Annotated in this window: 16 protein-coding genes; 9 read left to right on the forward strand and 7 right to left on the reverse strand. The window is 37.0% G+C overall.

What is annotated here, in order from left to right; all coding sequences use genetic code 11:
- Positions 1–26 precede the first annotated feature (26 nt).
- On the forward strand, positions 27–701 hold the full coding sequence (locus ACY0M5_RS02015) for a hypothetical protein (RefSeq protein ID WP_461630645.1): 675 nt from the start codon (positions 27–29) through the stop codon (positions 699–701).
- A gap of 9 nt (positions 702–710) precedes the next feature.
- A complete protein-coding gene (locus tag ACY0M5_RS02020; protein WP_461630646.1) occupies positions 711–1358 on the forward strand; it encodes a hypothetical protein in 648 nt (215 codons plus the stop codon).
- Positions 1359–1384: 26 nt separating this feature from the next.
- On the opposite strand, the gene dusB is transcribed toward ACY0M5_RS02020, so the two are convergent.
- On the reverse strand, positions 1385–2380 hold the full coding sequence (gene dusB / locus ACY0M5_RS02025) for a tRNA dihydrouridine synthase DusB (protein WP_124994538.1): 996 nt from the start codon (positions 2378–2380) through the stop codon (positions 1385–1387).
- A 183-nt stretch (positions 2381–2563) separates the two neighbouring features.
- Between dusB and ACY0M5_RS02030 the strand changes: the two genes are divergently transcribed.
- On the forward strand, positions 2564–3490 hold the full coding sequence (locus ACY0M5_RS02030; protein WP_461630647.1) for a lysostaphin resistance A-like protein: 927 nt from the start codon (positions 2564–2566) through the stop codon (positions 3488–3490).
- On the opposite strand, the gene ACY0M5_RS02035 is transcribed toward ACY0M5_RS02030, so the two are convergent.
- Entirely contained in the window at positions 3449–4213 is a 765-nt protein-coding gene (locus ACY0M5_RS02035; protein WP_461630648.1) for a hypothetical protein, read from the reverse strand. The genes ACY0M5_RS02030 and ACY0M5_RS02035 overlap by 42 nt on opposite strands.
- A gap of 221 nt (positions 4214–4434) precedes the next feature.
- On the opposite strand from ACY0M5_RS02035, the gene ACY0M5_RS02040 reads away from it, so the two are divergent.
- Positions 4435–5241 carry an energy transducer TonB gene (locus ACY0M5_RS02040; RefSeq protein WP_461630649.1) on the forward strand — a complete coding sequence of 269 codons (807 nt, stop codon included), beginning with the start codon at positions 4435–4437 and terminating at the stop codon, positions 5239–5241.
- 39 nt (positions 5242–5280) lie between these two features.
- Positions 5281–6750, forward strand: a complete 1470-nt coding sequence (locus ACY0M5_RS02045; protein WP_461630650.1) for a hypothetical protein — start codon at positions 5281–5283, stop codon at positions 6748–6750.
- 216 nt (positions 6751–6966) lie between these two features.
- Here the strand turns inward: ACY0M5_RS02045 and ACY0M5_RS02050 are convergent, their stop codons facing one another.
- Positions 6967–7218, reverse strand: a complete 252-nt coding sequence (locus ACY0M5_RS02050; RefSeq protein WP_461630651.1) for a hypothetical protein — start codon at positions 7216–7218, stop codon at positions 6967–6969.
- A gap of 103 nt (positions 7219–7321) precedes the next feature.
- Here ACY0M5_RS02050 and ACY0M5_RS02055 point away from each other — a divergent pair, with 103 nt between their 5' ends.
- The 4 genes from ACY0M5_RS02055 to ACY0M5_RS02070 all read left to right on the forward strand — a co-directional run bounded on the left by ACY0M5_RS02055 (position 7322) and on the right by ACY0M5_RS02070 (position 10798).
- On the forward strand, positions 7322–8062 hold the full coding sequence (locus tag ACY0M5_RS02055; RefSeq protein ID WP_461630652.1) for a DUF6261 family protein: 741 nt from the start codon (positions 7322–7324) through the stop codon (positions 8060–8062).
- Between the two features lie 220 nt (positions 8063–8282).
- Positions 8283–8846: a uracil-DNA glycosylase gene (locus ACY0M5_RS02060; RefSeq protein ID WP_156194882.1), complete on the forward strand. Its 564-nt coding sequence runs from the start codon at positions 8283–8285 to the stop codon at positions 8844–8846.
- Positions 8847–9193: 347 nt separating this feature from the next.
- Positions 9194–10309: a hypothetical protein gene (locus ACY0M5_RS02065; protein WP_124994530.1), complete on the forward strand. Its 1116-nt coding sequence runs from the start codon at positions 9194–9196 to the stop codon at positions 10307–10309.
- Positions 10310–10381: 72 nt separating this feature from the next.
- Positions 10382–10798: a septal ring lytic transglycosylase RlpA family protein gene (locus tag ACY0M5_RS02070; protein WP_461630653.1), complete on the forward strand. Its 417-nt coding sequence runs from the start codon at positions 10382–10384 to the stop codon at positions 10796–10798.
- Positions 10799–10831: 33 nt separating this feature from the next.
- Here ACY0M5_RS02070 and ACY0M5_RS02075 read toward each other — a convergent pair whose 3' ends face one another.
- From ACY0M5_RS02075 to ACY0M5_RS02090, 4 genes are read right to left on the reverse strand one after another with little or no spacing between them, the layout of a single operon-like run.
- Positions 10832–11593, reverse strand: a complete 762-nt coding sequence (locus ACY0M5_RS02075) for a succinate dehydrogenase/fumarate reductase iron-sulfur subunit (protein WP_101309702.1) — start codon at positions 11591–11593, stop codon at positions 10832–10834.
- A gap of 54 nt (positions 11594–11647) precedes the next feature.
- Entirely contained in the window at positions 11648–12004 is a 357-nt protein-coding gene (locus ACY0M5_RS02080; RefSeq protein ID WP_156194879.1) for a four helix bundle protein, read from the reverse strand.
- Positions 12005–12053: 49 nt separating this feature from the next.
- The gene (locus ACY0M5_RS02085) at positions 12054–13994 is read right to left on the reverse strand and encodes a fumarate reductase/succinate dehydrogenase flavoprotein subunit (RefSeq protein WP_461630654.1); all 1941 of its coding nucleotides are present in this window, start codon (positions 13992–13994) and stop codon (positions 12054–12056) included.
- A 22-nt stretch (positions 13995–14016) separates the two neighbouring features.
- Positions 14017–14673 (reverse strand): succinate dehydrogenase cytochrome b subunit, encoded by a 657-nt coding sequence (locus ACY0M5_RS02090; RefSeq protein ID WP_124993436.1) that lies wholly within the window; start codon positions 14671–14673, stop codon positions 14017–14019.
- Positions 14674–14802 lie beyond the last annotated feature (129 nt).

Below are 14802 nucleotides of genomic sequence, written 5' to 3' on the forward strand. Positions count from 1 at the left end.
AGAAGAACTTTTTAATAATTATTGAAATGAAAAAAATTATTGTTGTTTGCTTTTTGGCATTTGGGTTCTCCTTACTTGCTAACGCGCAGGAAACTGCTCTTACTTCGAAAGGAAAAGTTGTGATTCTTTATGAAAACGGCACATGGAAATATGCTGATGTAAGTGTTTCAGGAGAAAACCCAGCTCAGCAAACCGGAAATACAGTACAAGCTGCAATTGAAGAAACAAGAATTTCAAATGAACCTCTTGTACTAAAAGAAGCCGATGTTGAGAAAATCACTTTTATTGAAGGCCCAAGTGCAAAACTTCTAAAGTATTTTAAGAATAAAAACATTGTCCGATGCGATTTTACTCTTCGCTCTAAGGATGGAAAAGCTACTCTTCAAACTGATTGGAAAATTATGACCGGCGAAGCGTATTCGTACTTTGGCTATATTAAAAAAGAAACCAAACTAAGTCTGGAATTACTTGGAGGACAAATTGTTGATTTGGTTTACATGAATGAATTTGAGCCAAAGGAATTTAGTCAATATGGATTTTCTACCTATTCTGCTCAACTGGATTTAACCAAAGATCAGCTTAAATTGCTTCAAAACAAAATTGTAATGAAAGCGACAATGAACTGGAGCCGCAGAGCTGAAGAATATAAGGTTGTGAATCCTTCTTATTTCATTAAAGCAATCCCACAAATCACTGAATAATTCAATTGTATGAAAAATATTTTAATTCTGTCCATTCTGCTCTTAGGCACAATCAGCCAGATAAATGCGCAGCTAAAATTAAGAACTCCGGAAGGAAAAGTCGTTCTTTTGTTTGATAACGGCACCTGGAAATACGAGGAAATTAAAAAGGTAGAAGAACCTGTTGTTCCAATAAAATCTGCTGAAGAAATTGCCAAGCCTTTAGTAATTATTGATGCTGAATTGGAGTCTCAGACTGTTATTAAAGGCATTAGCGAAAAATTAAATAAATTCTCGGATATCAATAATCAGGTCAAAGCTGATTTTCAAATCATCTCTAAAGAGGGAAAAGTAATACTAAAAACCAATTGGAAAATTATGGATGCTGAAGGGTTTCGATTTTTTGGATTCATCACCAAAAAATCGAAAATGCTGTTTAGCCTTTCGAACGGAGAGAGTATTGAACTACAGTATGCTGAAGATTTTGAACCGAAAGAATATCCTAAGTACAAATTCACCACCTTCACGGCGGAACTTGAATTGAATGAAGATCAGATCCGGAAATTACAGAATGCATATCTCGAAAAAGTGGAGATGTACTGGAGCAGGCGAACTGAAAGTTATGAAATTTTCAATCCTGACTATTTCGTAAAAGAACTTCCCAAAATAATCAAATAACAAAAAAGACGCTGAAGCGTCTTTTTTTATTCATCATCTATTTGGAGATTGCCCCATTCCATCGAAATCCGATCCAATATCGGCATTAAATCGGCATAATGATTGGCTCTAAGCATATCAATCCGGGTTTGCTTAAAATTCACCAAACCTTTAAACATGCCAGCCATATGTCTTCTCATGTGCAAAATACCGCGCTTTTCATCAATCCACTCAATGGCAGCATCAATTTGTTCTTTTAGCATTTCCACCTGTTGCGATACTGTTGCAGGAGGCAACAATTCACCTGTATTAAAATAGTGCTTTATATCTCTGAAAATCCATGGCTTACCTACCGAAGCACGACCAATCATGATTGCATCAACTCCGTACTTATCGAAAGCTTCCTTTGCTTTTACAGGATTTGTAATATCACCGTTTCCAATAATTGGAATGTGCATGCGCTGATTATTTTTCACATCTCCAATCAAAGTCCAGTCTGCTTCCCCTTTGTACATTTGGCACCGGGTTCTGCCGTGAATGGTTAAACCTTGAATACCCACATCCTGCAATTGTTCTGCCAACTCAACAATGATCTTTGAATCTTCATCCCAACCCAAACGGGTTTTTACCGTTACCGGTATATTTACCGCCTTAACAACTGCTTCGGTAATTTTCAGCATCTGCGGTACATTTCTCATCATGCCCGAACCAGCTCCTTTAGTGGCCACTTTACGCACCGGGCAGCCAAAATTCAAATCTAAAAATTCCGGATTGGCAGCTTCAACAATTTTAGCAGCCTCAGCCATTGGATCAACATCTTTACCATAAATTTGAATGGCAACAGGGCGCTCCTCGTCCAAAATGGTCAATTTTTTCATGGTACGGTTTACCGAACGAATCAATGCATCCGCCGAAATAAATTCAGTATACATCAAATCCGCACCATAACGCTTGCACAAAACCCTAAAAGGCGGATTGGTAACATCCTCCATTGGTGCCAACAATACCGGCCGTTCTCCTAAATCCAGATTTCCTATCTTCACTTTCTTTTCTTTTTTATCAGGCTGCAAAGATAATAGAAAGTCTTAATAGTCGTGAAAGGTCGAAAGTCGAAAAGCCAAATAGTCCGGCAAGCAACAAAATGAATTTCTTAAATGCGCTTTGTCTGTCTGTAAATCTTGATACTATTTGCTACTTTTGTTCATCAAACTAAAAACAGAAACTCTATGCTAAAAGGATCGTTGAGCCATTACTCCCCGCTTTCGCAATTAATGATGAGTCTACTTGTAGTAGTTGGTTCTTTTATGTTGTGCATGTTTGCCGGCAGTGTACTGGCCTATCTTATTTTTGATGTCAATATCTTCACCGACGCGACAAGCCTGGATATAAATGGTGCTTCTGTGAACATTTCTGTTCTTAAATTTTATCAGTCGATCTACTCTACAGGTATGTTCATTATTCCACCTTTTATCATCGCATGGTTACTGAATAACAAAGTGCTGTCCTATCTTTTTTTAGACCGAAAGTCTTCGTCTTCTCAATACCTGTTAGCAACACTAACAATTATTGCGGCCTTGCCGGCGATCAATCTACTTGCAGATATCAACTCTCATTTGCAGCTGCCTGAATTTCTTTCGGGAGTTGAAGAATGGATGAGACATAGCGAAGATCAGGCCGAAATCATCACCAAGAAATTTTTGGTGATGGAAACACCTTTTGATCTGCTTGTAAATTTGATTTTAATTGCGGTAATTCCTGCCTTGGGAGAAGAACTTTTGTTTCGGGGAGTTATTCAGCGAATCTTCTCTAACATGACTAAAAACGTGCATTGGGGAATCATTATAACAGCTTTTCTTTTCGCAGCTCTGCACATGCAATTCTTTGGTTTGATACCGAGAATGGCAATGGGAATTCTGTTTGGCTATCTACTGGTATGGACAAAAAGTTTATGGGTTCCTATTTTAGCACATTTGATCAATAACGGAATGGCTGTTTGCGTGTCTTATTTCATCAATAAAGGGAAATTACCCGAAGACATTGAAAAATTTGGTGGCAATGATGCAAGCATCTGGATTAGTGGATTTATCTCAATGATAATCCTTACACTGTTGCTATTCAGCCTTCATAGATCGAGAGAAAGGCAAAGTGAGTGAGACTTCTTCAGCTTGTTTTATTTGTTTCAATTTCTCTTTTTCACCTTTACGCCAAACATAAACAATTCCATATTCCGATGATTTCTCCCTTTTCTTTTCATCCGGCAAATCAGCAAATTTAGCTTCCACCTCGTTCCAAAGAGAAAGAATCAAACTATCAGCCTCATCGCGATATTCTGCCACTTTTTCCGAAAACCGATGTGTATTATTCTGTAATGTTTTTTGATTGTTAAATGCCTGTTTAAAGTTCTCACAATTTACTCTTACCAATGCAATCGAAGGACTGTAAATTGGATTCCCTCCCATTCTCATTCGCTCTTGTTCTCCTTTTATCAATTTCTCTCCCCACTCAATTACTTTTACATCCTGTAATAAGGACGGAGCTGCTTTCGAACTGGTTTTTAATCCGTAAAATTCCCGAATCTCAGGTTTCATTTCACCTCTGATAATTGTGAAATTCAAAACCTGAATAAAATGAGAAACATACAATCGCGCTTTACGCAGCTTCTCGTTGTATTCTTTACTTCTGATGGATTGCTGACTAAGTGCCTGACGCTGATTTCTAATTGCCAATTCGTAATGAGGCAAAAACGTCTCTATTTTCTGCAAAAGCAGAAAAGAAAAAGCCAGTTCAAAACGATTTATTCTGTAACTAATATCAAGGGCAGATTTTAAAGCACGTACACGTGCAGAATCAGTATTTGGTAGTCTTCTGTAAGGCATCTAAGTCAATATTTAACAATTAGTGTGGCAATGGTTAGTACGAAGATACAAAAAATAAGGATATCAAATTTGGCATTCGCATACAGACACTTTCATTTTTTACCAAATCCTATTTAACTGATATCAACCTTCGTTTAAATAGGGTTACTTTCCTTAAATAATCTGAAATATGTAAATAAATATTATATTCGTACCCTATTATTAATAGGAAATACAAATTCATGAAGAACATCCTTACCATTCTTATACTGTTTATCGGAGCTCAGTGCGCACTTGCACAACAGGATACTACTGTTTACTTTAAAAAACATCAGCCGGTACCAACTATTGAAGAAGCCGACTTTCAGGTAATCGTTAAGAAAAAAAATGAGAAAAGCTCAACTATGAGCGAGTTAATCTTACTAAATGGAGACTGGAAACTAGTCGTTAATCGTACCATTAAAGTAAAAGATAAGAACTCCTATATCGTGAAATACGAAAATAAATCGTTTAGGCGAAACTTTACGAAAATACCCGGAGGATATCAAGTTGAAGATTATAACTACAAAAGAAAACTCTGGCGGAAAGGAATTGCAACCAACTTATTCCCCTTACTAAAGCACGGACAATGGATGACTTATACCGATGGAATTCTTACTGGCATCGATTCTTATCAACTGGGAGTTTTAACTAAATCATATATTACTGATGGAGAAAAACATTTTTGGCCAAGCAACTCTTATGCTAATGCAGATACTTTAGCTCAAAATAAAGATCATCCATCTGACTTACCAACCGACCTGGCAGAATTTGTAGAGTATCCGAAAACTTGCTCTAAAAAGGGAATTGGCGGTTGTGTTCTGATCCTTTTTGCTGTCTCGGAACAGGGAGATCCTTCCGACATCCATATTTTCAGAGGTGTTGAGCCAAATTTAAACCAAGCTGCGGCCAAAGCTGTACAAAAATGCAAAGGCTGGAAACCAGCCATAAAAAATGGAAAGCCAGTAAAAGTATACATGATCGCTCCGATTAATTTTAAGTTGAAATAACAGATAAAACTATTGCTTAGCCAACAAGAAAACAGTCCAATGAAAACATACGCCATTCTCTTCCTTCTATTGCTATTAACCGTCAACTCCTACTCTCAGGATATTTTAATGGAACAGGACATTTGCCTGCGCTCCTACCTTTCCGACAGAAGAGATGTATATCCTGTTTTAGATGATTTGTCGGGTAAAATAGCCTTATTCTTAATTGACAACGATACGATAAATGCTCTGACTTACAGCAAAAATTATGAACCTTTAAATTCCTGTAAGTGCCCAAGACCAAACGGAAAGTTTAAAATTTTAATCGGAAATACAGTTGTCCAAAATGAGTGCAATCTGTTTTTCACCAACAAGAGGAAAACGGAGTTTCTGGTTAAAACCATTGATTTAAATAACAATACAAGTAAGGAATACAAAATCCCTCTCAAGCTCAATCGCGAAGAATATCTTGAATCTGTTTCTTACAAAAACAAACTCTATATTTTGAGTCGTATCTATTACTCTTCCATTTACAAATTACGTGTGTTTGAGGGATGCGAACCTGCTGTTTGTATTGAGCATGATTTTACAAAAATTCTTTCGGCAAATTCAAAACCCGATCGAATTGCCGATGATCTTTACGATACTCCCAGTGCAACAACCACTACCAACATTAAAAGAATTGAATGCAGCAATCCAAATTCACTGGATATTACATCCGAAGAAAACAAACTCTACTGCTACGATGATAAAATAGTATTGAGCTTTGACGGAGAGAAGGACAAAACGACCCTAATTACCATTGACCTTAACAATTACACCTATACATCAAAAAACTTTAAGCAGGGAGAACTTGAAAAAACAAATAGGCTGGCAACTTTATCGAATTCTTACATCCATGGTAATAAGCTTTATCAACTAATAGTAAATAAAACCGGATTGTGTTTTACGGTTCACAGCCTTAAAACGGACAGCTTACTTAAAACATACAGCGTAAAAAGCGAAGAGGAAATCTATTTCAGAAACTCTGCTTTACTTCAAAAAATTGACGGAAATGGATTTAGCACTTCCGAAAGGGAATTAGACAAAACAAAACAGGTTTTGAGAAAGCTGCTTACGGGATATTTAGGCATTAGTGTATACGAAACCGGTAACAATCTGGAAGTGTTATTGGGCGGAATTAAGGAATCTCCTTCAACGGGAAGTTTGATCGCCATGGGACTCGTTGGAGCTGTTGCGGTTCCTTTGGTATCCGGCGGAGCATATTATGCCGTCCCAAATTATACTATGAATTCTTACTCATCCTATGCAAATAGTCGTTCGGTTTATTTCAAATGCCTTTTTGACAAACAAAATTTGGAACATGTGACCGGCAATTCAAGCCCAAATCCTTTTGACAAAATAAAAGAATTCGTCGGCACAATTAAAACGCCTCAATCAACTCAAACTATATTCAAGGTAAACGATTACTTCGTTTTAGGTTATTACTCTTCCAATGAAAAAAAGTATTATCTCCGTAGATTTGAGTAAACAATTAAATCCAAATCTTTTTAAATTACAAAAGCTGGTTAAAATAGGTAAGCAACGGCATTTTTAACGGATAAATAGTTCCTTAATAATACGAGCACTCCCCCATTTTGGCACATCCTAAATTCAGAAAAGACGGGTTCTCAATAAAATTGGCCATTCTGATTTATGAATTGCAGAATAGAAGAATAAAATTGAATATTCGGGTATCAGAAAAGCTTATCGGATGAAACAAATTGGCCATTCTGATGCCAGAATGATGAATTCTTTGGTGCAAATTGCTATTTCTACAAACAGAACGTGAAATTTAACAGATCGCTTACTTAATCGGGTATCCGAATGCCTAATATTGATTACCGGCTGCCAAATTCCAATATCAGAGTGCGCAATTCGGATAAACCTGCAAATAGTATCAACACAAAGTAGTTTAAAAAAGCCGGCATCGCGCATTATCTTGAATAACGAGCACATACCGAATCGTAATTTATCATCATAAATAAATATATTTCATCTGTTTTGATAATTTTATGTAATTTAGTTTTTTCGTTGTCAAAAATTAATCGTTTCCCCACTTATGAAAATAAATTCTAACTCCTCTACAAAACATTGTGCCGAAATTGGTAACAAGCTTATCTCTTTATTTCAAAAATATACAATAAAAGAGGATCACTATTACACGGATATTTTTAAAAAACTTTTGCTTATAACCAATGAGTTGATTGACTCGATTAACCGGGGTGGTGTGCACAATGACAGGAAGGAGAAAGATGCAATACGCGACGCAGATGTACGTGCCGTGTTTTATGAAGTAATGGCCAGATGCAACCGAAGACCAGATGAAAATCAAAAAAAAGCTTTGCGGATAAAAAAGATATTGGATCGGTTTGGAATAGAGATTACTGAGTACACCTATATCAACGAAAGTGCGAACATTAACGCTATGTTAGTCGATTTAACGGCTCCTGAATTAGCCGAAGAAAGAGCTTCGATACCCGATTTAGACAAATTACTTGCGAACCTGCAAAGCTCTCAGTCCGATTTTGAATTGTCTAACCTGGAATTTATTGAAAATACGGTTGATCGGAAAAAAACAAAATCGGCAACAGCTCTTGCCAAAGATCTGAGAGATTTAATCAACAATGAACTTTCTGTTTATCTTCAATCAATGGCAAAGGCAAAACCAAGCCAGTACAAAGAATTTGCCGGATTGCTGACTACAATTATAGAGGACAATAACAAATCAGTAGCAGATCATTTGGCTGCAGTAAAGCGCAAAAAGGAACAGATACAGGCTCAAACAATACAAAAAGAATAAAATTATCATCCTGCTTTCATCGTATTTTTATACCCATTTAATTTCAAAACAGACTTTAATTAAAATGAATTAATTTTAAGCTGTACCGAGGCAAAAAAGTAAAGCACAGCCATGTTACGATGCATCTTTTTTAACGAAGATATAGCTGAAAAGAAACTTTTTATAAGGCATGTTTTGATGTTAATTTGTATCGGAATCTAACCTCTTAAAACAAATACATATGCTTGAATGGAAAGAATTAATTCAGGAATGTAATAATTGCACCAAATGTAAGCTCTGCAAAACGAGAAACAAAGTAGTAATTGGTACAGGCAACCGAAATGCCCGGCTAATGTTCATTGGCGAAGGACCCGGACAACAGGAAGATGAGACAGGTGTCCCCTTTGTTGGAAAAGCCGGACAACTCTTTGATAAAATATTACAAGCAATAGATCTAAAAAGAGAAGATGTTTATATTGCCAACATTGTTAAATGCCGACCACCCAACAACCGGGATCCGGAAGAAAATGAGAAAAAAACATGTCTCCCTTACCTGCGAAATCAAGTACGGCTTATTCGTCCGAAAATAGTCGTTTGCTTAGGGAGAATTGCAGCTCAGGAAATCATTGATTCATCCTTCAGAATTACACGTGAAAGAGGAGTCTGGTTCGAGCGAAAAGGCTTCTTGATTACCGCTGTTTATCATCCTTCGGCTCTTCTTAGAGATCCCTCGAAAAAACAAGTCACCTGGAAAGATTTTAAAGAAATAAAGCGCAGATACGATCTACTTGCCCCCATAAAATAAATCCCATTATTCACAATGTTGATTTCACGGTCAAAACTTACTGAATCAAAAAATCTGCTGTTGGATTCCTGACTTTCTTGTGTAGACTTATTCTACACAACTGTCTCCAATTCTCCACAAAATGAATTTAAATTTTTCTTTAAAATAATTTTACCCCATCCGAAACAAAGAATTTTATCACTTAATCTTCAATGTATTACATTTCATATTTTAAAAGAAACAAACCAAATAAAGTGAATTGGTATCCTATTTGCATAAGTAAGTAACGTTAATTTAAAATGATTCTTTAAATCAATCTAAGTTGGTTTTATATTGATTTCAAAAACTTATAATTTAAATTTTTAGATATGAAACGAAACATTATTGCCGTTGGTGCATTATTATTTTTTTCTGCAGTTCTTTTTAGCTGTTCAGACAATTCAGATAATAATCCGGAGAAGGGTCTTTCTTTAGAGCAGTCCTTAAAAGAAAAGACTGTTAGTTTAACTACTGCAGTTGATGAAATTACCAGCTCGAAAGGATTTGATATCATTACAATGAACGATCCGGAAACTGTTGCCGGTACAACAAAACAAGGAGACGATACCAGATTTTCTGCAAATATCACTCTTGATGATGTAAAAGGTGTTTACGAATACAGTGCAGCTATACCTGCTGCAACTACCGAAACAAAAATGGGTTACAACTCAAAGTTTGAAAAAACAGGTGACAGTGAAAATTTCATTGTTAAATTGCCTAAAGAAAAAGCTGGAAATCCTTGGAAGCTGTATATGACAGAAGATGGTGACAGCGTATTGGTAAATGATTTTGTGATCACTACAACTCAGTACAACTATTCATTTTCTGCAGGAGAAGGATTTAGCTTTGATTATCTTTTAAATTCAGCTATTGAGGTGGATAGCGTTCCTGCCGGTGAATTATTCGTTGATTGGTCTATAAACAACAACCTAAACTTTGAGTACGAATCTAAATTTTCATTTATTGATGATTACTCTGTAGGTATTAAATTCTCACACGGAGATACTGTTTCTTATGCTTACAACCTTAAAAACGGGGAAGATGTTCTTTTTAAAGAAGAAATGCAATTCACAAAAGGAGATAGTACAAACAGCAGAGCCTACGAATACAAACTGGCAATCGGAATTATCGAGATTGTTAAGAATTCAACCAGCGATTCGTACATGGTATACCGCGATGGTGTTTTAGAGGAAGGTGCTGTTATTGAAGTAATCAACAACAGTGGCGAGTCAACCGAAGCTGACGCTGTATTCTGTAGAAAAGGCCGTGATTTAAAAATTACTTTTGCTGATGATTCAGTTGTTGTTCTTTCGGAACTATTAGGACAAGATACCCGCGATAAAATGGCTGAGATTTTCAGCTCGATGTACGACATGTATTTCGTGAATCACGTGGTTAATAAAGTAGCTCACGAAGCATATTATATGAATCAGGCAGGCAGCTAACAGCTGTTCATAAAAAATTGAAATCCGGTCGTTTGGCCGGATTTTTTGTATTAACGCAAAAAGCTTTTAAATATGATGTTTCGTTTGTCTATGATAATTTGCTTCACCCTGCTGCAATTCAATTTGCATGCTCAAAAAACGAATACAGCGGTTCAAATTGGAAAAGCCAGTTTCTATGCCGACAGATTTGAAGGAAAACGAACTGCTTGCGGAGAAAGATATCATCACAAAAACTATACTGCAGCTCACAGAAGCCTTCCTTTTGGCACTTTGGTAAAAGTGGTTAATCTGGACAATAAAAAGGCTGTAATCGTTCGTATTAACGATCGTGGGCCATATGCAAAGGGGAGAATAATAGATCTATCCAAATCGGCAGCAAAGAAAATTGGCAATCTTAACCAAGGAGTTTTTTTGGTAAGCGTTCGAGTCTGTAAAAAAGACAGGAAAACCATTCGCAAAAAGAGAAGAAAAAAAGAGCGTCACCCTTAGGTAACGCTCTCGATATTTGGATTACAGTCTAAATTAATCCTTAATTTTTGCTGTTAAGAACTCACGGTTCAAACGAGCGATGTTTGCGATTGAAATTCCCTTAGGACATTCTACCTCACAAGCTCCGGTATTGGTACAGTTACCAAATCCCATCTCATCCATTTTTGCAACCATGCTTTTTGCACGACGAGCTGCTTCAACGCGGCCTTGAGGAAGTTTTGCAAGGTGAGATACCTTAGCAGAAACGAACAACATTGCCGATGAGTTTTTACAGGTTGCAACACAAGCACCACAACCAATACAAGCAGCAGCATCCATTGCTTCCTCAGCATCATCCTGAGAAATTAGAATTGCATTCCCATCAGGTACACCTCCAGTATTAACTGAAATGTATCCACCCGACTGAAGAATTTTCTCGAATGCAGTACGGTCTACAATTAAATCTTTGATTACCGGAAATGCTCCGGCTCTCCAAGGCTCAATTGTAATGGTTGCGCCATCTTCGAATTTACGCATGTGCAACTGACAAGTAGTAATGTCATCGTCTGGTCCGTGAGCACGTCCATCAATGAACAAGCTGCACATTCCACAAATTCCTTCTCTACAATCGTGATCGAAAGCAATCGGCTCAGTTCCACCATTAACCAACTCTTCATTCAGGATGTCAAGCATCTCTAAAAAAGAAGTTCCGGTTGAAATATCATTAATTTTGTAAGTCTCAAACTTACCTTGGGCTTTAGCATTCTTCTGACGCCAAACCTTTATCGTTAATTCTTTTAATATCTTGTCTGCCATTTGATTTAGATTTGAGATATTAGATTTGAGATATTAGATTTATGAGTTATCTGATTAATTTTTATTCAACTTTTGTTTCAGAGAATATATCATCTTCTGAATTTCCTGATTAAGCTCCTGAACAGGAATCAAATCCTTTTCTGATAAATAAGATAGATCTACACATAAAATGAGTAAAGTTTCCAATTCAAAAGAACTTCCATTTGCAATATCAAGAAATCTACAAAAATCAATATTGGTTTTTCTTCCACTTCCCTCAGCTATATTAGCAGGAATGGAAACAGCTGCGCGATTTATTTGTGAAATCAAGCCAAATTTTTCTTCATCCGGCACCATCGAAGTTAATTGATAAACCACTTTTACCAATTCTCTTGCTTTTTGCCAAACTATGAAATCTTTAAACTTATGCATTATTGAACCATTTCAGATTTTCTCATTTCTCATATCTCACATCTCATATCTATTTATATGAGCGTTGAGTTAATTTCACATTCTCGAATACTAATTCTTCCTTATGCAAGATTGGATCTTTACCTTCGCCTTGGTATTCCCAAGCCGAAACATATGCAAAGTTCTCATCATTACGTTTAGCTTCACCATCTTCAGTAGTTGATTCCTCACGATAGTGACCTCCACAAGATTCTTTACGATCCAAAGCATCGCGAGCCATCAATTCACCTAAATCGATGAAATCTTCTACACGACCGGCTTTTTCCAATTCAATGTTCATTGCATTGTAATCGCCTGTAATACGTAAATCTTTGTAGAAATCTTCACGAAGTTTCTGAATTTCCTTAATCGCTAATTTCAGACCGTCCTCGTTACGAGCCATTCCAACATATTCCCACATGATGTTCCCCAAACGCTTGTGGAAAGAATCTACTGACTTGCTTCCTTTGATATTGTACAAACGAGTCATACGATCGGTAACCGCCTTTTCTTTCTTAACAAACTCCTGATGATTTACATCGATACGTGGAACCTGAATTTCATCAGCTAAGTAATCTCCAATGGTGTATGGCAATACGAAATATCCGTCAGCCAAACCTTGCATTAAAGCAGAAGCTCCTAAACGGTTGGCTCCGTGATCAGAGAAATTAGCCTCACCAATTGCATAAAGACCCGGGATGTTAGTCATCAAGTTGTAATCAACCCAAACACCACCCATAGTGTAGTGAATAGCAGGGTAAATCTGCATTGGTAATTCATAAGGATTCTGATCAGTAATCTTCTCATACATCTGAAACAAGTTACCATAACGAGCTTCGATAACATCCTTACCTAATCTTTCGATAGAATATTTAAAATCAAGATAAACTGCTTTACCTGTTTCGTTTACACCGAAACCTTCATCACATCTTTCTTTTGCTGCACGCGATGCAACATCACGGGGAACCAAGTTACCATATGATGGATATCTTCTTTCCAGGTAGAAGTCACGATCTTCCTCAGCAATATCGTTAGCTGTAATCTGACCTTTTTGCAACTTAATTGCATCTTCCTTTTTCTTTGGAGTCCAAACACGACCATCATTACGCAAAGATTCCGACATCAATGTCAGTTTTGATTGCTGTTCGCCGTGAATTGGAATACAAGTTGGGTGAATCTGTACATAACAAGGATTCGCGAAACAAGCACCATTTTTGTAAGCTTGCCATGCAGCACCACCGTTACATCCCATAGCATTTGTTGACAAGAAAAATACGTTACCGTATCCACCTGTTGCAATTACTACAGCATGCGCACCGTGACGTTCGATTTCACCGGTAACCAAGTTACGGGTAATGATACCACGAGCTTTTCCATCGATAATTACAATATCCAATAACTCGTTGCGTTCGTGCATCTCAATTTTTCCTTGTCCGATCATACGATTCATAGAAGCGTAACAACCCAACAACAGCTGCTGTCCGGTTTGACCACGGGCATAGAAAGTACGACTTACCAATACACCACCGAATGAACGGTTAGATAATGTTCCGCCATATTCGCGTGCAAAAGGTACCCCCTGAGCAACACACTGATCGATGATATCACCACTTACCTCAGCCAAACGATGAACGTTTGCCTCACGTGCACGGTAGTCACCACCTTTAATTGTATCGTAAAATAAACGATGAACTGAATCGTTATCGTTCTGATAATTCTTTGCAGCGTTAATACCACCCTGAGCAGCAATAGAGTGAGCTCTACGACCTGAATCCTGATAGCAAAATGCTTTTACATTGTATCCCATCTCTGCCATAGAAGCGGCAGCAGATCCACCGGCTAAACCAGTTCCTACAACGATAATATCTAATTTTCTCTTATTCGCAGGACTAACCACCTTGATGGCAGCTTTGTGGCTTGACCACTTTTCAGCTAATGGTCCGGCTGGAATTTTTGAGTTTAATACTGTCATAACCGTTTTTTATTATTAGCAATTAAGCAAAAAAGTGTAAATACAAAGGAATAATTGTGAATCCAACAGCAACAAAAATTGCGTAGATATAACCAACTTTTTCCAATCTTGATCTCCATAGCTTATTGCTTAAACCAACCGACTGGAAAGCTGACCAAAATCCGTGAGCCAGATGCATTCCCAACAAAATAGCACCTACAACATAAAGTCCGGTATAAACCATTCCCAAAGAGCCATTTGTAAATAGATTTTTCACCAACTGATAATCATCATGAACATTCCCTTCGATCTGAATAGGAATAAAGAAATGCATTAAGTGCATTGCGATGAAAACCAAAACAAGACCACCCAAAACAAACATGTTTCGAGAAGACCAGGTACTGCTCTCTCCCAAATTTTGAGAAGCATACTTCTGTGGACGAGCCTTCATGTTTTGAATGGTTAATATCATCGCATAAATAATATGGATAATAAAACCACCGAACAATACCGGCTGTAAACCAAAACGAATAACCGGCATAGCCATAAAATGTGCTCCGGCATTAAACAACTCTCCTGTGCTGTCAAACATTAAAAAGGAGTTCAATATCAGGTGTACTAAAATAAATAGCACAAGAAAAAGACCTGATAAACTCATTACCAACTTCTTCCCAATAGATGAACTTAAAAAACTGCTCATAAGTTTAAAGATTTAATTAGACTGTTTTTTTGTAAGCTTTACTATATTAATTTGCAAATGTAAATGCTCCAGATTGATGAAACGATATTTAGGAACATGTGTAAATTATTTAGACTGATTCTACAACAA

This window comes from Labilibaculum euxinicum (assembly GCF_963678175.1).
Taxonomy (GTDB): domain Bacteria; phylum Bacteroidota; class Bacteroidia; order Bacteroidales; family Marinifilaceae; genus Labilibaculum; species Labilibaculum euxinus.

Coding starts and splice junctions, on each gene's coding strand:
- ACY0M5_RS02015 (WP_461630645.1), top strand. CDS start 27: ATGAAAAAAATTATTGTTGTTTGCTTTTTGGCATTTGGGTTCTCCTTA.
- ACY0M5_RS02020 (WP_461630646.1), top strand. CDS start 711: ATGAAAAATATTTTAATTCTGTCCATTCTGCTCTTAGGCACAATCAGC.
- ACY0M5_RS02030 (WP_461630647.1), top strand. CDS start 2,564: ATGCTAAAAGGATCGTTGAGCCATTACTCCCCGCTTTCGCAATTAATG.
- ACY0M5_RS02035 (WP_461630648.1), bottom strand. CDS start 4,213: ATGCCTTACAGAAGACTACCAAATACTGATTCTGCACGTGTACGTGCT.
- ACY0M5_RS02040 (WP_461630649.1), top strand. CDS start 4,435: ATGAAGAACATCCTTACCATTCTTATACTGTTTATCGGAGCTCAGTGC.
- ACY0M5_RS02045 (WP_461630650.1), top strand. CDS start 5,281: ATGAAAACATACGCCATTCTCTTCCTTCTATTGCTATTAACCGTCAAC.
- ACY0M5_RS02050 (WP_461630651.1), bottom strand. CDS start 7,218: ATGTGCTCGTTATTCAAGATAATGCGCGATGCCGGCTTTTTTAAACTA.
- ACY0M5_RS02055 (WP_461630652.1), top strand. CDS start 7,322: ATGAAAATAAATTCTAACTCCTCTACAAAACATTGTGCCGAAATTGGT.
- ACY0M5_RS02060 (WP_156194882.1), top strand. CDS start 8,283: ATGCTTGAATGGAAAGAATTAATTCAGGAATGTAATAATTGCACCAAA.
- ACY0M5_RS02065 (WP_124994530.1), top strand. CDS start 9,194: ATGAAACGAAACATTATTGCCGTTGGTGCATTATTATTTTTTTCTGCA.
- ACY0M5_RS02070 (WP_461630653.1), top strand. CDS start 10,382: ATGATGTTTCGTTTGTCTATGATAATTTGCTTCACCCTGCTGCAATTC.
- ACY0M5_RS02075 (WP_101309702.1), bottom strand. CDS start 11,593: ATGGCAGACAAGATATTAAAAGAATTAACGATAAAGGTTTGGCGTCAG.
- ACY0M5_RS02080 (WP_156194879.1), bottom strand. CDS start 12,004: ATGCATAAGTTTAAAGATTTCATAGTTTGGCAAAAAGCAAGAGAATTG.
- ACY0M5_RS02085 (WP_461630654.1), bottom strand. CDS start 13,994: ATGACAGTATTAAACTCAAAAATTCCAGCCGGACCATTAGCTGAAAAG.
- ACY0M5_RS02090 (WP_124993436.1), bottom strand. CDS start 14,673: ATGAGCAGTTTTTTAAGTTCATCTATTGGGAAGAAGTTGGTAATGAGT.